22 protein-coding genes are annotated in these 26,487 nt (G+C 65.7%); 9 read left to right on the forward strand and 13 right to left on the reverse strand.

Translation table 11 applies throughout. From position 1 onward, the window contains the following. Positions 1 to 10: 10 nt before the first annotated feature. Complete coding sequence (locus ASE30_RS04685) at positions 11 to 3,634, forward strand: hydantoinase B/oxoprolinase family protein (protein ID WP_057283057.1); 3,624 nt, start codon at positions 11 to 13, stop codon at positions 3,632 to 3,634. 27 nt (positions 3,635 to 3,661) lie between these two features. On the opposite strand, the gene ASE30_RS04690 is transcribed toward ASE30_RS04685, so the two are convergent. Continuing rightward, positions 3,662 to 4,696 (reverse strand): C45 family peptidase, encoded by a 1,035-nt coding sequence (locus tag ASE30_RS04690; protein WP_057283058.1) that lies wholly within the window; start codon positions 4,694 to 4,696, stop codon positions 3,662 to 3,664. Positions 4,697 to 4,861: 165 nt separating this feature from the next. Here ASE30_RS04690 and glnH point away from each other — a divergent pair, with 165 nt between their 5' ends. From glnH to glnQ, 3 genes are all read left to right on the forward strand, one after another. Next, positions 4,862 to 5,614 carry a glutamine ABC transporter substrate-binding protein GlnH gene (gene glnH / locus ASE30_RS04695; protein ID WP_057283059.1) on the forward strand — a complete coding sequence of 251 codons (753 nt, stop codon included), beginning with the start codon at positions 4,862 to 4,864 and terminating at the stop codon, positions 5,612 to 5,614. A gap of 149 nt (positions 5,615 to 5,763) precedes the next feature. Continuing rightward, positions 5,764 to 6,420: a glutamine ABC transporter permease GlnP gene (gene glnP / locus ASE30_RS04700; RefSeq protein WP_057283060.1), complete on the forward strand. Its 657-nt coding sequence runs from the start codon at positions 5,764 to 5,766 to the stop codon at positions 6,418 to 6,420. Continuing rightward, entirely contained in the window at positions 6,417 to 7,145 is a 729-nt protein-coding gene (gene glnQ / locus ASE30_RS04705; RefSeq protein ID WP_057283061.1) for a glutamine ABC transporter ATP-binding protein GlnQ, read from the forward strand. The genes glnP and glnQ overlap by 4 nt, the downstream gene beginning before the upstream one ends. Before the next feature lie 80 nt (positions 7,146 to 7,225). Here the strand turns inward: glnQ and ASE30_RS04710 are convergent, their stop codons facing one another. From ASE30_RS04710 to gmk, 3 genes are read right to left on the reverse strand one after another with little or no spacing between them, the layout of a single operon-like run. After that, complete coding sequence (locus tag ASE30_RS04710) at positions 7,226 to 9,520, reverse strand: bifunctional (p)ppGpp synthetase/guanosine-3',5'-bis(diphosphate) 3'-pyrophosphohydrolase (protein ID WP_057283062.1); 2,295 nt, start codon at positions 9,518 to 9,520, stop codon at positions 7,226 to 7,228. A gap of 22 nt (positions 9,521 to 9,542) precedes the next feature. Continuing rightward, positions 9,543 to 9,746: a DNA-directed RNA polymerase subunit omega gene (gene rpoZ, locus ASE30_RS04715; protein WP_006219679.1), complete on the reverse strand. Its 204-nt coding sequence runs from the start codon at positions 9,744 to 9,746 to the stop codon at positions 9,543 to 9,545. Between the two features lie 44 nt (positions 9,747 to 9,790). Beyond that, complete coding sequence (gene gmk / locus ASE30_RS04720; RefSeq protein WP_082601439.1) at positions 9,791 to 10,423, reverse strand: guanylate kinase; 633 nt, start codon at positions 10,421 to 10,423, stop codon at positions 9,791 to 9,793. 205 nt (positions 10,424 to 10,628) lie between these two features. Between gmk and ASE30_RS04725 the strand changes: the two genes are divergently transcribed. Further along, positions 10,629 to 11,399: an SDR family oxidoreductase gene (locus ASE30_RS04725; RefSeq protein WP_057283064.1), complete on the forward strand. Its 771-nt coding sequence runs from the start codon at positions 10,629 to 10,631 to the stop codon at positions 11,397 to 11,399. A 104-nt stretch (positions 11,400 to 11,503) separates the two neighbouring features. Here the strand turns inward: ASE30_RS04725 and ASE30_RS04730 are convergent, their stop codons facing one another. Then, on the reverse strand, positions 11,504 to 12,100 hold the full coding sequence (locus tag ASE30_RS04730; RefSeq protein ID WP_057283065.1) for a C40 family peptidase: 597 nt from the start codon (positions 12,098 to 12,100) through the stop codon (positions 11,504 to 11,506). A gap of 377 nt (positions 12,101 to 12,477) precedes the next feature. Between ASE30_RS04730 and ASE30_RS04735 the strand changes: the two genes are divergently transcribed. Next, positions 12,478 to 13,977: an AMP nucleosidase gene (locus ASE30_RS04735; RefSeq protein ID WP_369819285.1), complete on the forward strand. Its 1,500-nt coding sequence runs from the start codon at positions 12,478 to 12,480 to the stop codon at positions 13,975 to 13,977. A 170-nt stretch (positions 13,978 to 14,147) separates the two neighbouring features. Continuing rightward, positions 14,148 to 15,707: an amino acid permease gene (locus tag ASE30_RS04740; RefSeq protein WP_082601440.1), complete on the forward strand. Its 1,560-nt coding sequence runs from the start codon at positions 14,148 to 14,150 to the stop codon at positions 15,705 to 15,707. A gap of 21 nt (positions 15,708 to 15,728) precedes the next feature. Here ASE30_RS04740 and ASE30_RS04745 read toward each other — a convergent pair whose 3' ends face one another. The 5 genes from ASE30_RS04745 to ASE30_RS04765 all read right to left on the reverse strand — a co-directional run bounded on the left by ASE30_RS04745 (position 15,729) and on the right by ASE30_RS04765 (position 19,133). Then, positions 15,729 to 16,142 carry a type II toxin-antitoxin system VapC family toxin gene (locus tag ASE30_RS04745; RefSeq protein WP_057283066.1) on the reverse strand — a complete coding sequence of 138 codons (414 nt, stop codon included), beginning with the start codon at positions 16,140 to 16,142 and terminating at the stop codon, positions 15,729 to 15,731. Further along, positions 16,139 to 16,390, reverse strand: a complete 252-nt coding sequence (locus tag ASE30_RS04750; RefSeq protein WP_057283067.1) for a type II toxin-antitoxin system Phd/YefM family antitoxin — start codon at positions 16,388 to 16,390, stop codon at positions 16,139 to 16,141. Before ASE30_RS04750 ends, ASE30_RS04745 begins: the two co-directional genes overlap by 4 nt. A gap of 124 nt (positions 16,391 to 16,514) precedes the next feature. Continuing rightward, on the reverse strand, positions 16,515 to 16,799 hold the full coding sequence (locus ASE30_RS04755; protein ID WP_057283276.1) for a DNA-binding transcriptional regulator: 285 nt from the start codon (positions 16,797 to 16,799) through the stop codon (positions 16,515 to 16,517). 427 nt (positions 16,800 to 17,226) lie between these two features. Beyond that, positions 17,227 to 18,201: a hypothetical protein gene (locus ASE30_RS04760; RefSeq protein WP_200964381.1), complete on the reverse strand. Its 975-nt coding sequence runs from the start codon at positions 18,199 to 18,201 to the stop codon at positions 17,227 to 17,229. Next, positions 18,201 to 19,133 (reverse strand): YicC/YloC family endoribonuclease, encoded by a 933-nt coding sequence (locus tag ASE30_RS04765; protein ID WP_057283068.1) that lies wholly within the window; start codon positions 19,131 to 19,133, stop codon positions 18,201 to 18,203. Before ASE30_RS04765 ends, ASE30_RS04760 begins: the two co-directional genes overlap by 1 nt. Positions 19,134 to 19,313: 180 nt before the next feature. Between ASE30_RS04765 and rph the strand changes: the two genes are divergently transcribed. Further along, entirely contained in the window at positions 19,314 to 20,048 is a 735-nt protein-coding gene (gene rph, locus ASE30_RS04770; RefSeq protein WP_057283069.1) for a ribonuclease PH, read from the forward strand. Between the two features lie 153 nt (positions 20,049 to 20,201). On the opposite strand, the gene ASE30_RS04775 is transcribed toward rph, so the two are convergent. Together ASE30_RS04775 and ASE30_RS04780 are read right to left on the reverse strand one after the other, a co-directional pair. After that, positions 20,202 to 21,575, reverse strand: coding sequence for an MmgE/PrpD family protein (locus tag ASE30_RS04775; RefSeq protein WP_057283070.1), 1,374 nt, complete (start codon positions 21,573 to 21,575; stop codon positions 20,202 to 20,204). A 16-nt stretch (positions 21,576 to 21,591) separates the two neighbouring features. Further along, the gene (locus tag ASE30_RS04780) at positions 21,592 to 22,752 is read right to left on the reverse strand and encodes an acyl-CoA dehydrogenase family protein (RefSeq protein ID WP_057283071.1); all 1,161 of its coding nucleotides are present in this window, start codon (positions 22,750 to 22,752) and stop codon (positions 21,592 to 21,594) included. A gap of 231 nt (positions 22,753 to 22,983) precedes the next feature. On the opposite strand from ASE30_RS04780, the gene ASE30_RS28350 reads away from it, so the two are divergent. Then, on the forward strand, positions 22,984 to 24,699 hold the full coding sequence (locus ASE30_RS28350) for a methyl-accepting chemotaxis protein (protein ID WP_200964382.1): 1,716 nt from the start codon (positions 22,984 to 22,986) through the stop codon (positions 24,697 to 24,699). On the opposite strand, the gene ASE30_RS04785 is transcribed toward ASE30_RS28350, so the two are convergent. Further along, complete coding sequence (locus tag ASE30_RS04785; RefSeq protein ID WP_057283072.1) at positions 24,580 to 26,364, reverse strand: EAL domain-containing protein; 1,785 nt, start codon at positions 26,362 to 26,364, stop codon at positions 24,580 to 24,582. The two genes, ASE30_RS28350 and ASE30_RS04785, sit on opposite strands and share 120 nt — an antisense overlap. Positions 26,365 to 26,487 lie beyond the last annotated feature (123 nt).

A 26,487-nucleotide genomic window follows, 5' to 3' on the forward strand; every position in this document is an offset into this window, starting at 1 on the left:
GAGGATACCTATGAAGTGGCAATTCTGGATTGATCGTGGGGGCACCTTTACCGACATCGTGGCGCGACGCCCCGATGGCACCACCACCACGGCGAAGATGCTCTCGGAAAACCCCGAGCAGTACCGCGACGCCGCGGTAGCGGGCATACGCAAGCTGTTGGGCATCGCGCCCGGCCAGCCCGTGCCGGCGGACCAGGTCGAGTGTGTGAAGATGGGCACCACAGTGGCCACCAACGCCTTGCTGGAGCGCAAGGGCGAACGCACGTTGCTCGTGACGACGCGCGGGTTCCGGGATGCCTTGCGCATTGCCTACCAGAACCGCCCGCGGCTGTTCGACCGCAACGTGCTGCTGCCGGAAATGCTGTACGAATCCGTCGTCGAGGCGGACGAGCGCGTGGCCGCCGATGGCGAGGTCATCCGCGAGCTGGACGAAGCCAGCCTGCGCGAAGGCATGCAAGCCGCCTACGACAGCGGCATCCGGGCAGTCGCGATCGTGTTCATGCACGCCTGGCATGCCACCGCGCACGAACAGCGCGCGGCCCGCATCGCCAGCGAAATGGGCTTCACGCAGGTCTCCGCTTCGCACGAGGTCAGCCCGCTGATCAAGTTCGTGTCGCGCGGCGACACGACGGTGGTGGACGCTTATCTGTCGCCCATCCTCAAGCGCTATGTGGACCAGGTGGCGGGCGAACTGCCGGGCATCCGCCTGATGTTCATGCAGTCCAGCGGCGGCCTGACCGACGCGCACCGCTTCCGCGGCAAGGACGCGATTCTGTCCGGACCTGCCGGCGGCATCGTCGGCATGGTGCGCACCAGCGAGATCGCGGGCTTTCCGAAAGTCATCGGCTTCGACATGGGCGGCACGTCCACCGACGTGTCGCACTACGCGGGCGAATTCGAGCGCGAGTTCGAGACCCAGGTGGCGGGAGTGCGCATGCGCGCGCCCATGATGAGCATCCACACGGTCGCGGCCGGCGGCGGATCCATCCTGCATTTCGACGGCGCGCGGCTGCGCGTGGGTCCCGATTCGGCCGGCGCCAACCCGGGTCCGGCGTGCTATCGCCGCGGCGGCCCGCTCGCGGTGACCGACTGCAACCTCCTGCTCGGCAAGATCCAGCCCGACTTCTTTCCCAAGGTGTTCGGTCCCGACGCCAATGAGGCGCTCGACCGCGACGCCGTGGTCGACCGCTTTGCCGCCATGGCCGCCGACGTGCGCGCCGCGACGGGCCGCGAAATGTCGCCCGAGCAATTGGCCGAGGGCTTTCTCGAGATCGCCGTGGGCAACATGGCCGAGGCCATCAAGCGCATCTCGGTGCAACGCGGCCACGACGTCACGGAATACGCGCTGACCGTATTCGGCGGCGCCGGCGGCCAGCACGCGTGCCTGGTGGCCGATGCGCTGGGCATGACCACGGTCTTCGCCCATCCGCTGGGCGGGGTGTTGTCCGCCTATGGCATGGGCCTGGCCGATCAGACGGACATGCGCCAGAAAACGGTCGAGAAGCTGCTGGATGCCGCCTTGATGGCCGAGCTCAAGGACGAGCTCGACGTCCTGGCCGGCCAGGCGGTCGGCGAGCTGCGCCGTCAGCATGTGGCGCAGGCGGACATCAGCGTGCAGCGCCGCCTGCACCTGAAGTATCGCGGCACCGACACCGCGCTGGAAGTCGCTTACTCCGACCTGGAGCAGGCGCGCAGCGATTTCGAGGCCGCCTACCGCCAGCGCTATTCCTTCCTGATGCCCGACCGCGAACTCGTGGTCGAGACCATCTCGGTCGAGGCCACGGGCGGGGGCGAGCGCGTCGCCGAGGCGTCGACGTCGCGCACCCGCCAGGGCGCGCTGTCGGCCCGCCGCCAGGTCAGCATGTACAGCGCCGGCGCCTGGCGCGACACGCCGCTGTATGTGCGCGAAGACATGGCCGGCGGCGACGTGGTGGCGGGTCCCGCCATTATTTCCGAGCCCAACCAGACCACGGTCGTCGAGCCCGGCTGGCAGGCCGAGCTGACGGCGCAGGACCACTTCGTGATCCGCCGCGTGGAAGAGCGCGCCGAACGCCGCAAGATTGGCACCCAGGCCGATCCGGTCATGCTGGAGGTGTTCAACAACCTCTTCATGTCGATCGCCGAACAGATGGGCTACCGCCTGCAGAACACGGCGTATTCGGTCAACATCAAGGAACGCCTGGACTTTTCCTGCGCCATTTTCGACGCCCAGGCCCGCCTGATCGCCAACGCGCCCCACATGCCGGTGCATCTGGGTTCCATGGGCGAATCGGTCCGCACGGTCATGAATGCCAATGCCGGGCAGATGATGCCGGGCGACGCCTACGTGGTGAACGATCCCTACCACGGCGGCACGCACCTGCCCGACGTCACCATCATTACGCCGGTGTTCGACAAGGCCGGCCGCGAAATCCTGTTCTACGTGGGATCGCGCGGCCACCATGCCGATATCGGCGGGACCACGCCGGGCTCGATGCCGCCGGACTCCAAGACGGTGGAAGACGAAGGGGTGCTGTTCACCAACTTCCAGCTGGTGAAGAACGGCGAATTCCGGGAACAGGCCGCGCGCGACATCCTGGGCTCGGGCCGCTGGCCGGCGCGCAACCCCGACCAGAACATCGCCGACATGCACGCGCAGATCGCCGCCAACGAAAAGGGCGTGCAGGAACTGCTGCGCATGTGCGACCACTTCGGCCTGGACGTCGTGCGCGCCTACATGGGCCACGTGCAGGACAACGCCGAAGAGGCGGTGCGGCGGGTGATCTCGGTGTTGAAGGACGGCAGCTACGAGTATCCGCTGGACAACGGCGCGGTCATCCGGGTTGCCGTACGGGTGGACAACGCGGCGCGCAGCGCCGTGGTCGACTTCACCGGCACCTCGGCGCAGTTGGAAAACAACTTCAACGCGCCGGGCGCGATCGCGGTGGCTGCGGTGCTGTACGTGTTCCGCACCATGGTCAATGACGACATCCCGTTGAACGACGGTTGCCTGGTGCCGCTATCCATCATCGTGCCGGAAGGTTCGATGCTGCGTCCCAACTCGCCGGCTTCCGTTGTGGCGGGCAACGTGGAAACGTCCATGTGCATCGTCAACGCGCTGTATGGCGCGCTGGGGGTGCTGGCGGCCAGCCAGGGCACCATGAACAACTTCACGTTCGGCAACGCCCGCCATCAGTACTACGAGACCATCTCGGGCGGCACGGGCGCCGGTCCGGTGCGCATCGATGCGGCAGGTCCGCATGACGAGGGCTTCGCCGGCACGTCGGTGGTGCAGGCGCACATGACCAACTCGCGCCTCACGGATCCCGAAGTGCTGGAGTTCCGCTTCCCGGTGCGCCTGGAATCCTACGAGATCCGCAAGGGCTCGGGCGGCGCGGGCAGGTATCCGGGTGGCGAAGGCGGCGTGCGCCGCATCCGCTTCCTGGAAGACATGACCGCGGCGATCCTGTCGAACAACCGCCGCTATGCGCCGTTCGGCCTGGCGGGCGGGCAGCCCGGCGCAATGGGCCGCAACACGGTCGAGCGCGCCGATGGCACCATCCAGGAACTGGGGCCGCAGGACAGCGCGCAACTGCATCCGGGCGATGTGTTCGTGGTGGAAACGCCGGGAGGCGGCGGCTACGGCGCCGCCTGATTCCCGCGCGGGGATGTCCGGTTCCGGTCAGTCGGGATCGGACATCACGTCCAGCGCGATATCCGCGCGCGGCTTGCGGTCATGCACGCGCAGGACGACCTCGCCATCGCGTATCTCGAAGATCGCGGTGGCGAGGGTGTTTTCGGCATCCGGATCGTCGCGCGCGGTGCGCAGGATGGGCAGCTCGCCTTCGGTGTCGAAGAGCGCGGCAAGGATATCCGCGCTGTCCGAGTCCGCAGACCAGCCATCGACGATGCCTTCGATGCGGTTCTGCCGCGCCCGCGACGACGCGGTGACGATCTGCGCCTGTCCGCGCGTTTCCACATGCACCATATGGTTGGCGTGGCCGTAGCGCCTGCCGATCTCGTGGATGGAGACGGCGCCCGGCGTGACCTCGGCGCTGAGGATGCGCGGATCGGCCGCGGCGCCCAGGATGTGATGGAAGCCGCCGGAATGCGGCAGGTCGCGCAGCAGGGCCACCGCGTCTTCCAGCGTGGTGCAATCCAGCACCGCGCGCGCCAGGAACATGCGCGGCACGCCCGGATGCCGTTGCCGCGTGCGCAGGTTGTTGATCGTCTGGACCAGGCCAGCGCGATTGGCCCCGAACGTGTGGCCCGGCAGCGATCCGGGATAGTAGAAGCTCAGGTAGCCGGGCGCGTCGTCCAGCGCCACGTCCACCAGGTGGCAGCGTCCATACAGATAGGGATCGCCGTCTTCGTTGTGGCCGATCCAGCGCGACCCATCGGCGGCCTTCAATGCGACGGACGTGCAGCCGTCGGTGGTGCTGTGCAGCAGATCACCCCGGCAGTGCCACAGCAGCACGTCCTTGGCGGGCATGCGCAGGCCTTCGGCCATCCCTTCGAGTTCTTCCCAGATCTGGGGCAGGGCCGCCTGGGCCTGCTGCGCAAGCTCGTCCACATAGGGGTGCCCGCGCCAGGGCCGCAGCGCTTCCCAGGTTCCGCTTTGCGCCAGATAAGCCGCCATGATCGGGCGGGCCAACTTGCCCAGCGCCAGGCCAACCTGGCGCCGGTTTCCGGCTATGCGTACGTATTTGTAGGGCATGGCGTTCTCCGGGTGTCACGCGGATTGTAATTTTTCCGGCGGCCGCCGAGTGGGGACTGATGCGTTAAGATCGTCGGTAAGCCGCCCGGGGGAGCCCGGCGCGACCCAGGAATCATGCCCCTACAACAACCCCGGGGTGCCGACGGTCCCCAAGAGGAGAGTTTCATGATCAAACGTAAAGTCGCCGCTGCGCTGGTCGGCCTGTCAGTGGCCATGTTCGGCGCCGCCTCGGGCGCTCAGGCCCAGGGCAGGGAATTGGTGGTGGCCACCGATACCGCTTTCGTGCCGTTCGAATTCAAGCAGGGTAATACCTATACGGGATTCGACGTAGATCTGTGGGCGGCCATCGCCAAGGAACTCAACCTCAAGTACAAGCTGCAGCCGATGGACTTCGCGGGCATCATCCCTGGCCTGCAGACGAAGAACATCGATGCCGCGCTGGCCGGCATCACCATCCGCGACGACCGCAAGAAGGTGATCGACTTCTCCGATCCCTATTACGAAAGCGGCCTGGCCATCCTGGTGGGCGAAAAGAACACCGACATCAAGGACGCCAAGTCCCTGGCCGGCAAGACCGTCGCCGTCAAGACCGGCACCGCCACGGTGGACTTCCTGCGGGCGCAGGTGCCGGAAGCCAAGCTCAAGCTGTTCCCCAATATCGACAACGCCTACCTCGAACTGGCGACCGGGCGCGTGGATGCCGCCGTGCACGACACGCCCAACGTGCAGTACTACGCCAACACCGCCGGCAAGGGCCGCGTGAAGGTGATCGGCTCGGTCAAGAGCGGTGACTTTTACGGCATTGCCTTCCCCAAGGGCAGCGATCTGGTTCCCCAGGTGAACAAGGCGCTCGCCACCTTGAAGGCCAACGGCCAGTACGACGCGATCTACACGAAGTGGTTTGGCAAGAAGCCCTGAACGGATAGGCGGGCGGCTTTCTCGGGCGCGCGGCGCCGGCAGCGGGCCTGGGCGGTTTCCGGCGGCAATGCCGGACCCCGGCCGGCTGCCGCCGCCGTCCGCCGGCGCGTCCGCCATGATGCGGCGCGGCGCCGCGTAGGGGGAATATCGTGGAGTTCGACTGGACTGTAATCAAGGATGCGCTACCCAATCTGCTCGAGGGTACGCTCATGACCATCAAGATCACGTTCTGGGGCCTGGCGGGCGGTTTCCTGCTGGGCGCGCTCTCGGGCGTGACGCGGGCCTACGGGCATCCGATACTGTCGGGCATCGCGCAAGTCTATGTCGCGGTCATCCGCGGCACGCCGATCGTCGTGCAGGTCATGTTCATCTATTTCGCCTTGCCATTGCTGGCGGACATCCGGGTGGATGCCGAATGGGCGGCCATCGTCACCCTGATCATCAACTCGGGCGCGTATATCTCGGAGATCGTGCGGGGGGCGCTGCTGTCGGTGCACAAGGGCCTGAAGGAAGCCGGGCAGGCCATGGGGCTGCCCTTTCACAAGATCCTGTTCCATATCATCGGACCGGTGGCGTTCCGGCGCATGATCCCGCCGCTGGGGAACCAGTGCATCATCAGCCTGAAGGATTCATCGCTCTTCATCGTGATCGGCGTGGCTGAGCTGACGCGGCAGGGCCAGGAAATCATGGCCAGCAACTTTCGCGCGGTCGAAATCTGGTCCGCGGTGGCGATTGTCTACCTGATCCTGACGGGGCTGATGGCGCTGGGCCTGCACCTGGTGGAAAAAAGGATGCGCATATTATGAGCATGGTCGAATTTCACAACGTCACCAAGCGCTTCGGCGAGTCCACGGTGCTCAATGGCATTTCATTGAATATCGACGCGGGCGAGGTCGTGGTGGTGGTCGGCCCGTCGGGGTCCGGCAAATCCACCTTCCTGCGCTGCATCAACGTGCTGGAAACCATCAACGACGGCGACCTGCTGGTGGACGGCCTGAGCGTGAAGGGCGGGGCGGCGCAAGTGCGCGAGATCCGGCGCGAAGCAGGCATGGTGTTCCAGCAGTTCAATCTGTTCCCGCAGATGACGGCGCTTGAAAATGTGATGTTCGGCCCCGTCCACACGCGGGGCCAGAGCAGCGCCGAAGCCCGCGAGGCGGCCGAGGCGCTGATGGCCAAGGTGGGGCTGGCCGAGCGCATGAACCACTATCCGGCGGAACTCTCGGGCGGGCAGCAGCAGCGCGTGGCGATCGCCCGCGCGCTGGCGATCAAACCCAAGCTGATGCTGTTCGACGAGCCCACGTCCGCGCTGGATCCCGAGCTGCGCCACGAAGTGCTCAAGGTCATGCGGGATCTGGCCGAGGAGGGCATGACGATGGTGGTGGTCACGCACGAAATGGAGTTCGCGCGCAAGGTCGGCAGCCGGCTGATCTTCATCGACGGCGGCAAGATCGCGCACGACGGCCCGCCCGCCGAACTGCTGAGCGATCCGCCCAGCCAGCGCCTGAAGGATTTCCTTCAGCACGTCACCTGATTGGCGGGCCGCGCGCGGCAGCGGCGCGCAAGGCAAAAGGCCGGCATTGCTGCCGGCCTTTTGTTTGGGACGAATGCCGCCTAGCCTTTCACGCGGACGATCTTCTGCACCTGCGGCACGTGCCGGATGGCGCGGATGACCTGGGCCAGATGCTTGCGGCTGTCGACCTGGATCGTGAGGTGCAGGGAAACGGTGGACACCGCGTCGTCGTGCATCGTGACGTGCATGATATTGGCGTCGGCGGCGGTGACTTCCGCCGCCAGCCGTCCCAGTACGCCACGTTCGTTGCGCGTGACGATGTCCAGGCGCGTCGCCAGGTGCTTGGCGGTGTGGGCGTCCCAGCCGACGTTGATCCAGCGTTCGGGTTCGCGCAGGCGCTGGCGCATGGCGACGGGACAGTCGGCGGTGTGCACCACCAGCCCGTGGCCCATGCGCATGCCCGCCACGATGGGATCGCCCGGCAGCGGCCCGCAGCAGGGCGCGAGCTGCACCGCCTGGCCTTCGTTGCCCTGGATCAGGATGGGGGCGCTGCGCGCCGAGGTCAGTTCGTCCACCGCGGCCGCGGTAGTGGCGACGAGCTGGTGTTCGGGCGCGAAGCGGCGGGCGACGACCGCGGCCAGGCGCTTGCCCAGTCCGATGTCGGCCAGGATCTCTTCGCGGGAACTGGCGCCCGTGCTGCGCGCCAGTTTCTGCCACGCGGGATCGTCGGTGGCGGGCAGGGGCATGCGCAGTTCCTGCAGCGCCTGGCCCAGCAGGCGTTCGCCGAAGGCGACCGACTCTTCGTATTTGACGGTGCGCAGGTAATGCCGGATCTCGGAGCGCGCGCGCCCGGTCCGCACGTAGTTGAGCCACTGCGCGTTGGGCCGCGACGCGGGAGAGGTGACGATCTCGACCGTGTCGCCGCTGTTGAGCTCGGTGCGCAGCGGCACGAATTCGCCGTTGACCTTGGCGGCGACCGCCTGGTTGCCGATGTCGGTGTGGATGGCGTAGGCAAAGTCCACCGGCGTGGCGCCGCGCGGCAGCGAAATGATCTTGCCCCGGGGCGTGAACACATAGACCGCGTCGGGGAACAGGTCGACCTTGACGTGTTCGAGGAATTCGCCCGAGTCGCCGGTCTGGCTCTGGATGTCCAGCAGCGACTGCAGCCATTGGTGCGTGCGCTTCTGCAGATCGTTGAGCGTCAGGTCCGCGCCCTTGTACAGCCAGTGCGAGGCCACGCCTTCTTCGGCCACATGGTGCATGTCGCGCGTGCGGAACTGGAATTCCACCGGCGTGCCGTAAGGGCCGACCAGGGTGGTGTGCAGGGACTGGTAGCCGTTCACCTTGGGAATGGCGATGTAGTCCTTGAACTTGCCGGGCACCGGCCGGTAGAGCTGATGCAGGGTGCCCAGGGCCAGATAGCATTCGGGCAGCGTGTGGACGACGATGCGAAAGCCGTAGATGTCCAGCACGTCGGAGAACGACTTCTTCTGGTCCACCATCTTGCGGTAGATGCCGAAGAGCGTCTTTTCGCGGCCGGTCACTTCGGCCTCGATGCCGGCGGCGGGCAGGGAAGCGCGCACCGAGTCGGCAATCTTGGTGATCACTTCGCGGCGATTGCCGCGCGCGGCCAGCACGGCCTTGTACAGCACCTGATAGCGATTCGGGTACATCGCGGCAAAGCACAGGTCCTGCAGTTCGCGGAACAGCAGGTTCAGGCCCAGCCGGTGCGCGATGGGCGCGTAGATGTCCAGTGTTTCGCGGGCGATGCGGCGCCGCTTTTCCGGGTTGACCGCGTCCAGCGTGCGCATGTTGTGCAGGCGGTCGGCCAGCTTGATGAGGATGACGCGCACGTCGCGCGCCATGGCCAGCAGCATCTTGCGAAAGCTCTCGGCCTGCTGTTCGGCCTTGGTGGCGAAATCCAGGCGGTCGAGTTTGGACAGGCCATCGACCAGTTCGGCGACCTCAGGGCCGAATTTCTCGGCAAGCTCGTGCTTGGCGATGCCCTGGTCTTCCATCACGTCGTGCAGCAGGGCGGCGGACAGCGCGTTGACGTCGAGCTTCCAGCCCGCGCAGATTTCGGTGACGGCGATGGGATGCGAGATATAGGGCGAACCGCTGGCGCGGAACTGGCCCAGATGCGCCTGATCGGCGAAGCGATAGGCTTCGCGCACGCGCTCTACGTCTTTCTTGTCGAGGTAGCTGCCGATGATTTCGGTCAGCGGCGCCAGCGAGGCGACCGGAGATGCGGTCGCGTCCGCCGCTTCTTGTGCGGCGACGGACGGTGGCGTGGGGGAATTCTTGTCTTTCTTGCCCGTGCGGCGCCCAAGGCGGGAGCCGGCACGTAGTGCGGCAAGCAGACCAGATGAAGCGTACTTCAGCCCGGGAAAAGCCATGCTTGCCGCCCCCCGGAGAGTATCAGGTGGGAACTTTACGCAGCATTTCCACGCCGGTTAGGCCGCCCGCGATTTCGCGCAGTGCAGTGACCGTGGGCTTGTCTTTGCTGTCCAGGCGCGGGGCATGGCCCTGGGCCAATTCACGGGCGCGGTACGTCGCGGCCAGCGTGAGCTTGAAACGGTTGGGGATTTGGTTCAGACAGTCTTCGACGGTAATGCGAGCCATTAGGACACCTGGTGCTGATGGATGATAGGGAGAATGCGTTCGGCTCAGTGTTCGGCCGGAATGCCGAGTTGCGCAAACAACTGGGCATGGCGGGCGGCCTGAGACGAAAAGCGCAGCCGAGCGGCGCTGACGATTTGGGTCAGTTCCGACAGGGCTACGCTAAATTCTTGATTAATAATAACATATTCGCATTCCGGCGCATGGGCGATTTCTCCGCCCGCGGCCATCAAGCGGCGCGCAATGACTTGGGGCTCGTCCTGGCCACGCGCCTTGAGGCGGCTTTCGAGTTCTTCGATGGACGGCGGCAGCACGAAAATGCCGATGGCGCGCGGGAAGCGCTGCTTCACCTGGCGTGCGCCTTGCCAGTCGATTTCCAGCAGGACGTCGCGCCCCTGGCTGGTGGCCTCGTCGATGCGGTCGCGCGGGGTGCCATAGAAGTTGCCATGCACTTCCGCCCATTCCAGCAGGTTCTGCGCGTCGCGCATGACCCTGAATTCCTCAGCCGATACGAACCGGTATTCACGGCCGTCCTCTTCGCCGGGGCGGGGCGCGCGGGTGGTGCACGAAATGGATAGCAGGATGGACGGGTCTTGGGCAAGCAGGGCCTTGACGAGGCTGGACTTGCCGGCGCCGCTGGGCGCGACGACCATGAAGACGTTTCCGGGAGTGGCATGCATGAAAGAGATGACCGGCGTGTGATGCTGAGACTCGAAGGATAGCAAATCGTAAGGGCCAACAGGGGGATAACCCGGTGCGGTGCCGCGCATAATTTTCTTCTGCTTACGTGCAGCGCTGAAAGTGTGTTGCGCTTGGAACCTTCGCTTGCAGCATCGCCAGAATGATTCGGGTAGCATCTCGCGGATTGAGAAGAAGGAGAATCCGATGCATACGAACGAGATCGATCCCCCCCGAGTAGCCCTGGTGACCGGCGCCGGCACCGGCATAGGCCGCGCCGTGGCCTTGGAATTCCTGGCGCAAGGCTATCGGGTCGTGCTGGCCGGGCGCCGGCGCGAGCCTCTGGAAGCGACGCGCACCGCGGCCGGCGAGGACGGCGTGCGCGCGCTGGTGGTGCCCACCGACGTGTCCGACGAGCAGGCCGTGCGCGATCTCTTCGATACCGCCCAGCGCGAGTACGGCCGCCTGGACGTGCTGTTCAACAACGCCGGACGCGGCGCGCCCGCGGTGCCGATCGAGGACCTGCCCGTTGCCGTCTGGCGCGAGGTGGTCGATACCAACCTGACCGGCATGTTCCTGTGCGCTCAGGCCGCGATCCGCGTCATGAAGGCGCAGACGCCGCGCGGCGGCCGCATCATCAACAACGGTTCGATCTCTTCGCACGCGCCCCGGCCGTTCTCGATTGCCTACACCGCCACCAAGCACGCCGTCACGGGGCTGACCAAATCGATCTCGCTCGATTGCCGTCCCTACGGCATCGCCTGCGGCCAGATCGATATCGGCAATGCGGCGACCGAGATGACGGAACGCATGGCGGCCGGCATCCTGCAGGCCGATGGCAGCACCAAGGTAGAGCCGCGCATGGACGTCGCGCATGTGGCGCAGGCCGTCGCCGCCATGGCGCGGCTGCCGCTGGAAGCCAACGTGCAGTTCATGACGATCATGGCGACCAACATGCCTTTCGTGGGCCGCGGCTGAAACGCCTGGGACATGCCCCGGTTTGCCCGCATGCGGATGCCAACGCGGGTCCGGCCTGCCGTCCCTTCCTGGCGCCCGCCGGGCGCCGTCCGCCGCCTATCCGTTCAGGGGGAGGCCTGGGCCAGCATCTGGCCGTGCGTCGTATCCAGATAGCGCCGCGCGCCGACATAGCGCTTGGTCCAATAGGAATTCTTCATGTCGTCCACCCGCACCTTGGTGCCGCGGCGCGGCGCGTGGACGAATTTGTTCTGGCCGATATAGATGCCGACGTGCGAGGTCACGCCGCGTCCGCGCGTGGCGAAGAAGACCAGGTCGCCGGGGCGCAGTTCCTTCTTGGCCGCTACCGATTGCCCCTCGCTGCGCTGTGCGCGCGCGGTGCGGGGCAGTTCGAGCCCGGCGATTTCACGGAAGACATACAGGACGAGCCCGCTGCAGTCGAAGCCTTCGGCGTCGTCGCCGCCCCAGCTATAGGGCGTGCCGATCGCGTCCAGGCCGGCTTGCACGACCAGCTCGCGCAGCGTGGGCACCGTGGGTTCCTGCGCAATGCGCAGGCCGCTGAGCGTCGGGCGGGCTTGTTGGGAGGCCAGGGACGCTTGCGCGGCGCCGGGTATCCAGGACAGGGTCAGGGCCAGGATGGGCGCTGACAGGAATGCGGGAATGCGGAATTGGGCAATTCGGACTTTTCGCGTAGGCGGCGTCATTACGTCACTTCAAGAATCGGAGTGGGCGGCATGGCTCGGCCTTCAAGAGGCAAGCCGGCGGAAAGGGGGCGACCCCAGGGCGGAACCCCGGAATGCTTCACGATTATAATGGAATAAAGTTTCATTACATTTGTAGTGCGTTGCAGCATAATCCGCGCGCTCTCGTTACGCCGCCCGGTGGGCCGTACGTAACCGCGATGGCCGGACGCGCACGCCACCTATCGGACGCGCACGCATAGAAGACCGCCTCCGGTCCGCGTCCGCGTATGACACTTCATCTTTCATCGGCTCGGGCATAATCGTTGGCATCGGCCTTCGGCATTACCGCCGAGAGCGGCCGCGCAAGCAAGACGGATAAGAAAGCGGAGTAGAGCTCAATGATGAACGCAGTACACCCTTTGTCCTCCATGAACCGGCCCGACGCCTTGCCCTTCGAGCCCTACCAGGATGCGGAGACCGCGGTGGACCGGCTGGTGGAGATCTATGCGCGCAACACCGCATTCCTGCGGGCGGCGTTCCGCGAGGTCCTGAAGGGCGCCGGCAACGGCCGCGAACGCGCCCGCGCCTACTATCCGGCCATCCGCATCGTGGTGGAAACCTACGACCCGATCGACACCCGGCTCTCTTACGGCCATGTGGCCGAACCCGGCATCTACCAGACCACCGTCACCCAGCCCGCGCTGTTCCGGGACTACCTGATCGAGCAGGTCGGCCAGCTTCTGCAGAACCACCGGGTGGCGGTCGAGGTCGGTGAATCCGATTCCCCCATTCCCCTGCATTTCGCCTTTCCCGAAGGCGCCTATGTCGAAGGCGAGCACCTGGAGGCGCTCAAGCGCCCCTTGCGCGACCTGTTCGACGTGCCGGACCTGGCCGTCACCGATGACGCCATCGTCAACGGCTCATGGCGCGGCAAGGCAGGGGAGCCCAAGCCGCTGGCGCCGTTCACCGCCCAGCGGGTGGATTATTCGCTGCATCGCCTGCAGCACTACACCTCCACCGCACCAGCGCACTTCCAGAACTTCGTGCTGTTCACCAACTATCAGTTCTACGTCGACGAATTCTGCGCCCGCGCCCGGGCGCTCATGGCCAGCGGCAACGAAGACTACGAGATGCTGGTCGAGCCCGGCAACCGCATCACCCGCCGCGGCGAAAGCGGCCCCGGCGACGAAGACCAGGCGGTGCGCCTGCCGCAAATGCCGGCCTACCACCTGGTGCGCGAAGACCATTCCGGCATCACGCTGGTCAACATCGGCGTGGGTCCGTCCAACGCCAAGACCATCACTGACCATATCGCGGTGCTGCGCCCGCATGCCTGGCTGATGCTGGGCCATTGCGCGGGGCTGCGCGATTCGCAGCGGCTGGGCGATTACGTGCTGGCCCACGGCTATGTGCGCGAAGACCATGTGCTGGACGACGATCTGCCCACCTGGGTCCCGGTTCCGGCGTTGGCCGAGGTGCAGGTGGCGCTGGAGCAGGCGGTGGAAGAAGTGGCGGGGCTGTCGGGCTGGGACCTGAAGCGCATCATGCGCACGGGCACCGTCGCCACCATCGACAACCGCAACTGGGAGCTGCGCGACCATGTCGAACTGGTAGAGCGTTTTGCGCAGTCGCGCGCGATCGCACTGGACATGGAGTCCGCCACCATCGCCGCGAACGGCTTCCGCTTCCGGGTGCCGTATGGCACCTTGCTGTGCGTCTCCGACAAGCCTTTGCATGGCGAGCTGAAGCTGCCCGGCATGGCCAGCGCGTTCTACCGCCGCCAGGTGAACCAGCACCTGGAGATCGGCATCCGGGCGCTGGAGCGCTTGCGCGACATGCCGCCGGAACGGCTGCATTCGCGCAAGCTGCGCACCTTCATGGAAACGGCGTTTCAATAGCGCCAGGCCCGAGCCAGACCTCGGCGGCCTAGGCCGCTTCGAGATCCGTCCCCCACGCCCCGTCATTTCTCTTGGCGGGGCCACTTGCGCTATTCTCGCCCGTTGCTCGGAAATCCCAGGGCACCCGGGCGCATTGCGCGGGGTGCCTTCATGACGTGAAGGAAAGCATTTTGGCACCATCGGAACACGGTGAACGCCGCGCGGGCGGCACGCGCAAGACGGAGGCGGACAGGCCGTCCGAATTGCGCCGCACGCTATCCGCGCGCCACCTGACCATGATCGCGGTAGGCGGGTCCATCGGCACCGGGCTGTTCGTGGCCTCTGGCGCGACCATCGCCCGCGCCGGCCCCGGCGGCGCGCTGCTCGGCTATGTGCTGATCGGCATCATGGTCTATTTCCTGATGACCAGCCTTGGCGAGCTTGCCGCCGCCATGCCGGTGTCGGGCTCCTTTTCCACCTACGGCGCCCGCTATGTCGAAGACGGCTTCGGTTTCGCGCTGGGCTGGAACTATTGGTACAACTGGGCGGTCACCGTCGCGGTCGACCTGGTGGCCGCGCAGCTTGTGATGGCGTACTGGTTCCCCGATGTTCCCGGCTTTTATTGGAGCGCGCTGTTCCTGGCGATCACCTTCGGGCTGAACGCCATGTCGGCGCGCGGGTTCGGTGAAGCGGAATTCTGGTTCGCGCTCATCAAGGTGATCGCTGTGCTGGGCTTCGTGGCGATGGGCGTCATGATGCTGCTGGGCATCATCCGCGGCGGCGAAACCGGCGGCCTGGCCAACTGGACGGTCGGCGACGCGCCTTTCGCGGGCGGATTCGCCGCGCTGATCGGCGTGGCGATGGTGGTGGGGTTCTCGTTCCAGGGGACCGAACTGATCGGCATCGCCGCGGGCGAATCCAAGGATCCGGCGCGCAACCTGCCGCGCGCCGTGCGCCAGGTCTTCTGGCGCATCCTGCTGTTCTACGTGGCGGCCATCCTGGTGATCGGCCTGCTGATTCCCTATACCGATCCGCATCTGCTGCGCAATGACGTCGCGGACATCAGCGTCAGTCCGTTCGCCCTCATCTTCGAACGCGCCGGCCTGCTGGGCGCGGCTTCGGTCATGAACGCCGTGGTGCTGACCTCGGTGCTCTCGGCGGGTAATTCGGGCATGTATGCGGCCACGCGCATGCTTTACAGCCTGGCGCGGGAAGGCAAGGCGCCGCGCATTTTTGGCTACATTTCGCGCAACGGCGTGCCGCTGTGGGCGCTGCTGGCAACGACCGCCGTGGCGGCCCTGTGCTTCTTCACGTTCATCTTCAGCCCGAATGCCGTCTACATCTGGCTGCTGAATACGTCGGGCATGACGGGCTTCATCGCATGGCTGGGCATCGCGATCAGCCACTACCGGTTCCGCCGCGGCTACGTGAAGCAGGGCAACAGCCTGGCCGATCTGCCCTATGTTTCGCCGTTCTTCCCATTCGGCCCGATTTTCGCGTTCGTGCTTTGCCTGATCATCACGCTGGGGCAGAACTACCAGGCCTTCCTGCAGGACAAGATCGATTGGGGCGGCGTCGTCGCGACCTATATCGGCATTCCGCTGTTCCTGCTGATCTGGGCCGGCTACCGCCTGGCGCGCGGTTCGCGCTTCGTGAATTATCGGGACATGCGGTTTCCCGATGCGCGGGCGCGCAGCGACTACCTGGATTCGGCGCTGCGCGGCGAGCCTGCGGCGGGCGAGGTGCGTTGAAAGACCGAGGGGGCCCAGCCTTCAGACGTTCCAGGGATTGATGACATTCAGGCCCGGGTGTTGGAAATCCCGTTCGTTACGCGTGACGAGTGTCAGTCCGCGCGTCAGCGCTGTGGCCGCCAGCAAACTGTCGATCGCCGGTAGCGCGCGCCCGGCTTGAGCGGCCAGGCGTCCCCAGCGATCCGCGACGGCTTCATCAATGGCCAGAACGCGGCCACTGAAGAACCGAGGGAGTTCAACCTCCAGCCAGTCCAGATAACTGCGTTTTCGTTCGCCTTCCGGCATCAATTCAATGCCTTTGCGTAGCTCCCCCAATGTCAGGACAGACAGGAACAGCGTGGTGGGCGGTCGCTGATCGAGCCACCTGACCACGTTGCCGTCTGCTTGCTTTCGACGCAATTCCGACAAGACATTGGTATCGATGAGATAGCTCAAAGTCCTTCCTCGCGCGTCAGGCTGTCGTCGCGAGGAAAGTCGAGGGATTCATCTCCGGCCAGGGGGGAGCGGCGCATGAAGGCGACGAGAGATTCTCCCGTGCCAGAAAGTTTGTCGAAGTCCGATCGGGAGAGCACGACCGCGACAGAACGGCCATGCACGGTGATTTCTTGTGGACCATCGCTTCCGGCCGCTTTGACGACCTCGGACAGGCGGGATTTGGCTTCTTGCATTTGCCAGGCGTGCATGCTGCCCTCCTTATTCTGACTAGATTGGTCAGATTTTAAGCGGGGATTTGGGCAGCCGCAAGGGACACGCCCCTTGCTCCTCGATCGCTGCGCTGTTGCGCCTGAATCTGTAGGGCGCCCGAACTCAGGCCAATGCTTCGATCACGGCTTGCGGGTTGCGCTCGATAACATTGAGCAGCACCAGCGCCGGGCCGTGGGGGGTGCGGTCACCGCGCTCCCAGTGCCGCAGGGTCGCGGTGGAGAAGCCGAAGCGCGCTGCAAATTGCTCCTGGGTCATGCCCACTTTGGCGCGCACGGCCTTCACGTCGATTTCTCGGGGGCGATGCACGCGCACACCGCGCTCGTCACCCTTGGCATGGGCGATGGCCTCTTGCAGTCCCTGCTTGATGTTTTCAAATGCGGCACTCATGATTTTTCCCGTCCTTTCCAGATGTTCACCAGCACGTCCACCAGGCCAGTCAGTTCGTTGCGCTCGGCCTTGGTCAGGTTGGCCTTGTCCGCCACGGCGCCAGCGCAGCTTGCGCACGCCGCCCGTGCCTTCCATGATGTCCCCCGCCTTGGGATGCTCGGCCAGGTAGCCGATCAGGTCTTGGCGCTCTTCCGCGCTCAGGAGCTTGTCGGCCAAGCGGATGTAGGAGGGTAGCTCGGCGACGCCGTGCAGGACTTCGGACATGATGCATTCTAATCCAATGGATTAGATGCATCAAGGGGATTCGCCGCCGCTTCACTCCTTTAAAGCGCTTCCGCGGCGGGTGCCTTCGCCTAGATTGCGGCCAAGCCATGGCAAACTTTTCACGGATTGCGACAGACCGCTAGTCCAATCTTCGATTGGTCTCCTATGCCCTGGCAAATGCCAGCGAGAGATGATTGACGCTTGATAGCTCGACGCTGTACAGGTCGAACGTGGCGCCGCCCTTCAATTCGACTGGCGTCTTGGCCGGATGGGCACCCACAAAGAACGCGACCACATCCTCCTTGCCATCGACCGCTTTCTTGAGCTCTGCGATTTCAGCCAAGAATGACTTCTTTCTTCTGGAATCATCAATGACTTCCTGGGATATATGTGCCCAGATTCGATAGGGCCGCTTTTCCACCCATACGGAATCGGCAAAGCGCAAGCCGATTCCCTTCTTGCCGTTATATATCTTTAGGCCATCAATGAGGCCGTAATAGATCAACCCAGCTTCGTCCCCGAAGTACTGAACCTTCTTGAAAAATCGGCCAAACGGCTTCGTCTTGCCGGCGATGGTGAGATTTCCGCTCTTGCCGTCTTCATCCCCGGACAGAAAGCAGTCCACCACGAGGTCGAGATAACGCGTGCGACTATTTGTTTTTCGCTTGTCTGCGCCGCTATAGCCGCCACTGCTTCTACCACCTGCTCCCTCATCGCCTTCACTGCCGCCATCGTCGGAACCACCATTTCCCTTGCGCCTAGGCGGGTTCAGATCCAGTTCCGTCGGGAAGTTTGTCGGCTTGTAGTCGTCCTCACGCTCGGACGGTTTCCGTACCTTGCCGCCGTCGCCTGGTTTCACGAGCTCGCATCCAGCCTTGTGCTCTTCCTTCGTGCGAAAGTGCAATGCGCGTTTTGACTTGCGCACCATGTAAATGCCAACGGGTGTCAAACGAGCCCGACAACCTGGGTCTTCGCAGCCGAACGTAAGCTCCTTGCCATAGTGCTCGTGATCTTCATCGGTGTAGATCTCGCGTGCTCGGTATGGAGATACAAACCCATCAAGCGCTTCGCAATAGGCACGACCAAACTTCATCGACATATTCTTCTTGTCCTCACCTGCCTGCCCCGTCTGGGTCACTACTCAAGGTTCTGCGCCTGTTCGCGCATCTGCTCGATCAGCAGCTTCAAGTCCATGGCGGCGCGCGTGACTTCCATGCTGCCGGCCTTGGAGCCCAGCGTGTTGGCTTCGCGGTTCATTTCCTGGAACAGGAAGTCCAGGCGCTTGCCGGCGCTGCCGGCGTTCTTCTTGCCGCCCGTGGGCTTGCCGCCGGCATCGGTCAGCAGATGGCGCAGTTCTTCCAGATGCGAGCGCAGGCGCGACAACTCTTCGGCCACGTCGATGCGCAGCGCGAACAGATTGGCTTCCTGCGACAGGCGTTCGGACAGCTCGGCGCCCGAGATATGCGTGAAGCCGCCGGGGAATGCCGATTCCACGCTTTCGCGTAGCTTGGCGGCCAGCTTGTCGCGGTGGTCGGCCAGCAGTTGGGGCAGGTGGGCCTGGACGATGTCGACGACGCGCGCCACGCCGTCGGCGCATTCGCGCATCATGCCGGCCAGGCGTTCGCCTTCGCGTTCGCGGCCTTCCTGCAGTTGCGTCAGCGCCTGCTGGGCGGCTTGCAGGCAGGCGGCTCCCCATATCTGGGGATCGAGCGCATCGTTGCCGCGCTGGCCGGGCCAGTTGAATAGTTCCACCAGGCGCGGCGGCGCGATGTCCGGGACGATGCGGCGGGCGGCCTGGAGCTGTTCGGCCAGGCTTTCCAGCCAGGCGGGGTCCAGCTTGGACAGGTCGGTGCTGGCGTTGCGGGTGTAGGAAACACGGATTTCCACCTTGCCGCGCGCCAGGTTGGCGGTAAGCAGTTCGCGCAGGGGCGTCTCCACGTGCCGCAGTTCGTCGGGCAGGCGGAAATACAGGTCGAGAAAGCGGCTGTTGACGCTGCGCAGCTCTAGGGCAAGCGTGCCTTGTTCGAGGTCTGCGCGGGCGTTGCCGAAAGCGGTCATGCTGCGGATCATGATGTGCGTGTCCTGGTGATTCTTCGAATAAGAGCCGGTTGTGCCGGGGCCGTGGCGCCCAGGGCTGGGGCGAGGCTGTTTTTTCAACCGGATATATCGCGGCAGGATACTCCAAGCGCCATTTCCCTGCGGCGCCTGCCCGTACAATGCGGCGAAACAACGCCATCCTGGAGTCTGCCTGTGACCACTACCCCCGCCATCGCCCGCCCGTCGGGCCGCGCCGTCGACCAATTGCGCCCGTTCACCCTCGAGCGCGGCTTTACGCGCTACGCCGAAGGCTCGGTGCTGGTCAAGGCCGGCGACACCCACGTGCTGTGCACGGCCAGCGTACTGGAGAAAGTACCGCCTTTCCTGAAAGGCAAGGGGGAAGGCTGGGTAACCGCCGAATACGGCATGTTGCCGCGGGCCACCCATACACGGGGCGACCGCGAGGCCGCGCGCGGCAAGCAAAGCGGCCGCACGCAGGAAATCCAGCGCCTGATCGGGCGCAGCCTGCGCGCGGTGTTCGATATGAAGGCGCTGGGCGAACGCACGCTGCACCTGGATTGCGACGTGCTGCAGGCGGACGGCGGCACGCGTTGCGCCAGCATCACCGGCGCCTGGGTGGCGGCGGCCGATGCGGTCGCCTTGCTGATGAAGCGCGGTGATCTGGCAAGCAATCCCATCCGCGACGCCGTGGCTGCCGTGTCCGTGGGCCTGGTGCAAGGGCGCTCCGTGCTGGACCTGGACTACGAGGAGGATTCGGCCTGCGATGCGGACGTGAACGTCATCATGACCGGCAGCGGCGCATTCGTGGAAGTGCAGGGCACCGGAGAGGGCGCGACCTTCACCCGCGCCGAACTGGACACGATGCTGGTGCTGGCTGAAGGCGGAATCGCCGAGCTGGTGCGGGCGCAGCGGGCCGCGCTGGCCTAGTCCGGCGGCCACGGAGCCGCTTGATAGAAAACAGCCGCTTGCTTGAACTGCCCGCGTAGGTTGGATCTCGTCCAACTTTCGAGGGGCAGTTCAGCCAAGCGGCTGTTTTTTTGCACGGCCGGTCGGGCCACGCGGACGTTTTATCCTGCCGGGCTAGCTTGGCAGCAGCGCGCCGATCTTGCTCTGGTTCTCCAGCCCCCAGATCGCATCGATCAGGCCGCGCAGTTCCTTTTCGGTCGCGGCGTCCGCGTAGCGCCCCAAGCTGAGGGTCTTGTCCTCGATCTCGGCGCGGCTCAGGGTGTTGCCCGGGTCGCCCTTGGGTTCGTCCACGCGGCCATGCAGTTTGCGGCCGTCGCGGGTATAGACCGTGACCTTGCCGATCCAGCGCTGCGGATAGGCGCCGTCGACCTCCGGGTCCAGTTCCATTTCGACCTTGCCGCGGAAGGCCGCGACGGCGGGGTCGTCGAGTCCGGCGTCGAATTCGGCCAGGCCGGCGCGGCCCTGGCGGGCGATCAGCGCCAGCACCGTGCCCATCGAGAACTTGGACTGGTGCACGGTCTGCGGGTTGACGACGGGCCCGAGCACGTCGATGGCGCCCTGGTGGACGTGCGCCACCACGCGCTCGACGTCGCCCTCGGTCAGCTTGTTGTCGCGCAGCGCCTGCTGCAGCGCGTCGGCCGCGGGATGGGTGTGGCGGCACGAGGCATGGAACTTGAACGACGTTTCGGCCAGCGCCCAGCGTTCGCCCAGGCGGTCGCACAGGCGGCTGGGATCGGCGTCGGTGGACATGCCGGCGGCCATGCCCTGCGGGCCTTCCAGGATGTGGCGGGCACCGGTGAAGCCTTCGCGGGCCAGGTAGGCGGCGGTAATGCCGTCGGCCGCGGCCTTGGCCGTGTGCAGTTGCTTGGAATCGGCGGCATCTCGCAGGAACTCCCACAGGCCGGCGGCCTGCGTGCCGGCCGAGCCCAGCGCGTGCAGCATCTGTTCGGGGGACAGCTTGAGCAGCCGGCCCGTGGTGACGGCGGCGGCCAGCGTGCCGGCGGTGCCGGTGGTGTGGAAGATCCTGTAGTGCGAACGGCCCAGGAATTCGCCGACGCGGATACCGACTTCATAGCCCGCCACGGCGGCGGTCAGGAGGTCGCGGCCGGAGCTGCCCAGCGCCTGCGCGACGGCCAGTGCAGGGGGGAACACGACGGCGGCGGGATGGAACACGGACCCGTTGTGCACATCGTCCTGTTCGACCACGTGCGCGGCGGCGGCGTTGACCATGGCGGCGAACAGCGGCGTGGTGCGGCGCCGGGTGATCAGCACTTCGCTGGGGCCGTCGGCGGGGCCCATCGCGGCGGCGTAGCGGTCGATGGCCTGCACGGCGCGGGCGGACGCACCGGCCAGGATGGAGGCCAGGCAGTCCAGCAGGAGGTCTTCGGCGCGGCGCAGCACCGGCGCGGGGATGTCTTCGTAGCGCAGGTTGGCGGCAAAGGCCGCGAGTTCGGCGCTCAGGTGCGGGGTGTCTTTGGCAGCGGTCATGGTGGCAGGCGGCGTGTCAGAAGGAGCGGGGCAGGCCCAGGATGTGTTCGGCGACGTACGACAGGATCAGGTTGGTGGAAATGGGGGCAACCTGATAGAGGCGGGTCTCGCGGAACTTGCGCTCGACGTCGTACTCGGTGGCAAAGCCGAAGCCGCCGTGGAACTGCAGGCAGGCGTTGGCGGCTTCCCAGGACGCGTCGGCGGCCAGCAGCTTGGCCATGTTGGCCTGGGCGCCGCAAGGCTCATGGGCGTCGAACAGACGGCAGGCCTCGTAGCGCATCAGGCTGGCCGCTTCCACGTTGATATGGGCGCGCGCGATGGGGAACTGCACGCCCTGGTTCTGGCCGATCGGGCGGCCGAACACCATGCGTTCCTTGGCGTAGGCCGTCACCTTGTCCACGAACCAATAGCCGTCGCCGATGCATTCGGCGGCGATCAGGGTGCGTTCGGCGTTCAGGCCGTCGAGGATGTACTTGAAGCCCTTGCCCTCTTCGCCGATCAGGTTTTCCTCGGGGATTTCCAGATTGTCGAAGAAGAGTTCGTTGGTCTCGTGGTTGACCATGTTGGGAATGGGGCGGATCGCCATGCCGTGCTTGACGGCGTGGTGCAGGTCGACCAGGAAGATCGACATGCCTTCCGACTTGCGCGTGACCTGGTCCAGCGGGGTGGTGCGGGCCAGCAGGATCATCAGGTCCGAGTGCTGCACCCGCGAAATCCAGACCTTCTGGCCGTTGATGACGTAACGGTCGCCGCGCTTGACCGCGGTGGTCTTGATCTTGGTGGTGTCGGTGCCGGTGGTGGGTTCGGTCACGCCCATGGATTGCAGGCGCAATTCGCCGGCGGCGATGCGCGGCAGGTACTCGCGCTTCTGGGCTTCGGAGCCGTGGCGCAGCAGCGTGCCCATGTTGTACATCTGGCCGTGGCAGGCGCCGGAATTGCCGCCGCTGCGGTTGATCTCTTCCATGATGACCGAGGCTTCGGTCAGGCCCAGGCCCGAGCCGCCATATTCCTGGGGAATCAGCGCCGCCAGCCAGCCCGCTTCCGTCAGGGCTCGGACGAAGTCTTCGGGATAGCCGCGTTCTTCGTCGATCTTGCGGAAGTATTCGGAGGGAAATTGGGCGCAAAGGTCGCGCACGGCTTCGCGGATGTCCTGATAGGCGTGGGAGGCGTGGGGCATAGGGCTGCTGTTCTGAATGTGGGAATGGTTCGGTACAGCATCGAATGTGCCGCACGGCCGCGCGCGTGCCAATTCACAATTCGTTAATACGGGGTTCCTGTTCGCAAAAGCGCGCGTTTTATGACGGGCGTTCGTCATGCGGGGGACGAGGTTGTGTCAAGAAATTGCCAAACTGGGTGTCCATAATCCAGAGCACTGCCGCGAATGCGGCCAGGCTACACACGGATGGATATGCGGAAAAATCTTAGGGTCACAACGGCGTTGTCGGCCATTCTTGCGCTGTTTGTGGTGCTGTTCGCCGTCGTGGCGGGCGCGGGCATCACCGTCCTGCGCGACAATCGCGCGGATATCGAGGCACTGGGCCGCGGCAGCATCGAGCGCGCCAGCGATCTGGCGGACATGACCAGCCGGCTGTTCCAGGCGCGCGCGGCATTGACGGACGCCAAGACCGCCATGGAAGGCGGGCTGGAGGACGCGCGCGACGGCTCCCTGGCGCAGGCGGACGCGCTGCTCAAGCAGGCGGCGGCCAGCCTGGCGCGGCTGCGCGCCAACCCGGATGCGAGCGCGGGGGGCGCGCCGCTGTTCGGCGAGGTGCTCGCGGCGCACGCCGCCTTCGCCGACCAGACGCTGGCGCCGATGCGCAAGGCGATCGGGGGCTGGAACGGGATCGAGGTCAACCGCCTGACGGACAAGGTGCTGCCCGCCAGCGGCGCGGCCTACGTCAAGCAGGCCGAGGCCTATCAAGCCTATGCCCGCGAACAAGGCCAGGCCGCCGTGGCGGGCGCCAGCCGCACGCTGGATCGCGTCATGCTGGTGGCGGCGGCCATGCTGGGTTTCGTGTCGCTGCTGGCCCTGCTGATACGGCTGGCGTTCCGGCGCAGCATCCTGCGGCCCTTGAACGAGGCCGGCGCGCACTTCGACCGCATCGCCGACGGCGATCTGACCGGCGCCATCGCCCTGCGCGGCGACAACGAGATCGGCGTGCTGTATTCCGCCATGCGCCGCATGCAGACCGGATTGTCGGCCGCGGTGGCCTCGGTACGCCATGGCGTGGAAGAAATCCATACCGGCTCCGGCGAGATCGCGGCGGGCGGCGCGGACATGTCGGACCGGACCGCGAGGCAGGCGGGCTCGTTGCAGGAAGCCGCCGCCAATATGACGCAGCTGGCGCACACGGTGCAGATGACCGCGGGCAATGCCGACCTGGCCAGCCGCCAGGCGCTGAGCGCCACGCAGCTTGCGCAGCGCGGCGGCGAGGCGGTGCAGGAAGTGGTGCAAAGCATGCAAGGCATCGCCGACAGCGCGCGTCGCATCGGCGAGATCGTGGGCGTGGTGGACAGCATTGCCTTCCAGACCAACATTCTTGCGCTGAACGCTGCCGTGGAAGCGGCGCGCGCGGGCGAACAGGGCAAGGGTTTTGCCGTCGTGGCGGGAGAGGTGCGCTCGCTGGCCCAGCGCAGCGCGCAGGCGGCCCGGGAGATCAAGGGCTTGATCGAGGATTCCGCGGCGCGGGTGGACGCAGGCGTGCGCCATGTGAACCTGGCGGGCGACACCATGCGCGACATGGTGACCTCGGTGGACCGGGTGACGCAGATCGTGGCCGAGATCTCCAGCGCCACGGCCGAACAGGCGGCCGGCATATCGTCGGTGAACGACGCGGTGGCGGATATCGAGCGCTCCACGCAGGAAACCGCCGCCATGGTCGAGCAGACGGCGGCCGCGGCTTCCGCGCTTGAAGTCCAGGCGCAGGGGCTGCGGCGCGCCGTGGAGGTGTTCCAGATTGCCCAGGCCGCGCAGCAGGCCGCCGGCCGGGCTCCGGCCGGCGAGCTACGGCAGGGCGGCGCCGGTGTAGCGCTCGGTCACCAGAGACAGGTTCCCGTGCTTGACCTTGTGCTTGACATGGGCGGCGGCCGACGCGATGTCCTCCGGGCGGATGCGCTCGCATAGGGAAGGCGTGACGGTGAGCGCGCCCACGCCCAGCGTCACGAAAGGAAAGAAGCGGGGTACGCCGTAACGGTCCTCGGCCTCGATGCCGCCGTTGCGGCGGCCCTGGTCGTCGTAGAGGTCCATGGCGCGCTCGTTGAATTCGGCGATGATGCGCTGGATGCGGTCCATCCAGTCGGGGCTGCGCAGCAGCACCACGAAGTCGTCGCCGCCCACATGGCCGACAAAGTCGCGCTGCGGGTCGCAATGGCGCTTGATGAGCTCGGCCGTCAGCATGATCATGTCGTCGCCGCGCCAATACCCGTAGACGTCGTTGAAGGGTTTGAAGTTGTTCAGGTCGCCGTAGCAGATGGCGAAGTCCGAGGCGTCTTCAAGCAGCGTGGCGATATGCCGGCTGATGGGGATGTTGCCCGGCAACGAGGTCAGCGGATTGGCGTAGCGTGCGGCCTCGATGCGCATTTCGGTCACGGAGCGGACCAGTGTCTCGCCGGTGGAGAGGCCGTCGTAGCGCCCGTCCCGCGTGATGATCAGCCCGTCCATCAGGTAGCGCTGGTCTTCCGAGATCAGCACGTGGCTGAGCTGGTCGATGGAGACGTTCAGGTCCACCAGCACAGGTTCGGCGTTCATGAAGGTCGAGCAGGCGTCGCGTCCGAAAAGCTCGCGGGTGTAGCGCTGGGCGTAGTGCTCCGAGAAGTCGCGCCGGTTGATGATGCCGACCGGGCGGTTATCGCCGTCAAGCACCGCCACGGCGTGCAGGCTCTTGTGTTCGATGAACAGCCGGTGGACATCGTCGTTGGTGTGCTTGTTGAGCAGGGCGGCCGGCGCCTCGACCCGCAGGCTGGCGGCGGTGCCGCCCGCGGCGCGCTGCGAGAGCGGGGCGGGCGAGCGCAGCCGCAGGGAGTCGCGCAGCGGCGGTGTCAGTTCCGTCAGCAGGGTCTCGTCGGGCATGCCCAGGAACCAGCCCTGCGCAAAGCGGATATCCATCTCGCGCACGACGGCCAGGTCCTCGGCGGTTTCAATGCCTTCGGCGACGATCGAGGTGCCCAGATGCTGCGCCACCTTCAGGATGGCGCGCACCATGTTCTGCTTGCGGTCGTCGTGGCCGATGCCGTCGAAGAAATAGCGGTCGATCTTGACCAGATCCGGCTGCATTTCCGCCCAGAGCTGAAGGTTGGAATTGCCCACGCCGTAGTCGTCCAGCGCGATGCGCATGCCGGCCTCGCGCAGGCAGGCGAACGCATCGTGCAGATCCGCCATGCGGTCCGACAGCGGATCCTGTTCCGTCAGTTCGATGATGATGCTGGCGGGTTCCAGCGAGCAATCCTTGAGCAGGCGCGCCGGCATTTCGTCGCCCCACAAGGTCCAGTAGTGCAGCAGGGCCGAGCCGGACAGGTTCAGGAACAGCTTGCCGGCCGCGTCGTTCTGGTGAAAGCCCTGCGCGCCCGCCCGGAAGCTGGCCAGTTCCAACTGCGGATGCAGTCCCTGGCGGCGTGCTTCGGCGAACAGGGCGTCTGGAAAGTGCAGGGCGGTGTCGACGGGGCCGCGGATCAGGCTTTCATGGCCATAGATGCGGCTGTGGGACAGATCGACAACGGGTTGGAAGCGCGGACGCAGCAGCCGTTCGCGCAGGATTCCCGCAAGGCTGGCGTGCGCGGGCGCGCCGTCCATTGGAAGTGGCGCGCGGGCCGCGGCCGGCCGGGGAAAAGCGTGGCAGGAGTTCATCGCCGGGGCGTTTGGATACGATCAGTGACAAGATGGGGCATATTGACAACAAAATATGTCTGCGTTGTT

The sequence above is a fragment of the Achromobacter sp. Root83 genome, from assembly GCF_001428845.1.
Classification (GTDB): Bacteria; Pseudomonadota; Gammaproteobacteria; order Burkholderiales; family Burkholderiaceae_B; genus Achromobacter.

Coding starts and splice junctions, on each gene's coding strand:
- ASE30_RS04685 (WP_057283057.1), top strand. CDS start 11: ATGAAGTGGCAATTCTGGATTGATCGTGGGGGCACCTTTACCGACATC.
- ASE30_RS04690 (WP_057283058.1), bottom strand. CDS start 4,696: ATGCCCTACAAATACGTACGCATAGCCGGAAACCGGCGCCAGGTTGGC.
- glnH (WP_057283059.1), top strand. CDS start 4,862: ATGATCAAACGTAAAGTCGCCGCTGCGCTGGTCGGCCTGTCAGTGGCC.
- glnQ (WP_057283061.1), top strand. CDS start 6,417: ATGAGCATGGTCGAATTTCACAACGTCACCAAGCGCTTCGGCGAGTCC.
- ASE30_RS04710 (WP_057283062.1), bottom strand. CDS start 9,520: ATGGCTTTTCCCGGGCTGAAGTACGCTTCATCTGGTCTGCTTGCCGCA.
- rpoZ (WP_006219679.1), bottom strand. CDS start 9,746: ATGGCTCGCATTACCGTCGAAGACTGTCTGAACCAAATCCCCAACCGT.
- gmk (WP_082601439.1), bottom strand. CDS start 10,423: ATGCATGCCACTCCCGGAAACGTCTTCATGGTCGTCGCGCCCAGCGGC.
- ASE30_RS04725 (WP_057283064.1), top strand. CDS start 10,629: ATGCATACGAACGAGATCGATCCCCCCCGAGTAGCCCTGGTGACCGGC.
- ASE30_RS04730 (WP_057283065.1), bottom strand. CDS start 12,100: ATGACGCCGCCTACGCGAAAAGTCCGAATTGCCCAATTCCGCATTCCC.
- ASE30_RS04735 (WP_369819285.1), top strand. CDS start 12,478: ATGATGAACGCAGTACACCCTTTGTCCTCCATGAACCGGCCCGACGCC.
- ASE30_RS04750 (WP_057283067.1), bottom strand. CDS start 16,390: ATGCACGCCTGGCAAATGCAAGAAGCCAAATCCCGCCTGTCCGAGGTC.
- ASE30_RS04755 (WP_057283276.1), bottom strand. CDS start 16,799: ATGAGTGCCGCATTTGAAAACATCAAGCAGGGACTGCAAGAGGCCATC.
- ASE30_RS04765 (WP_057283068.1), bottom strand. CDS start 19,133: ATGATCCGCAGCATGACCGCTTTCGGCAACGCCCGCGCAGACCTCGAA.
- ASE30_RS04775 (WP_057283070.1), bottom strand. CDS start 21,575: ATGACCGCTGCCAAAGACACCCCGCACCTGAGCGCCGAACTCGCGGCC.
- ASE30_RS04780 (WP_057283071.1), bottom strand. CDS start 22,752: ATGCCCCACGCCTCCCACGCCTATCAGGACATCCGCGAAGCCGTGCGC.
- ASE30_RS28350 (WP_200964382.1), top strand. CDS start 22,984: ATGCGGAAAAATCTTAGGGTCACAACGGCGTTGTCGGCCATTCTTGCG.
- ASE30_RS04785 (WP_057283072.1), bottom strand. CDS start 26,364: ATGGACGGCGCGCCCGCGCACGCCAGCCTTGCGGGAATCCTGCGCGAA.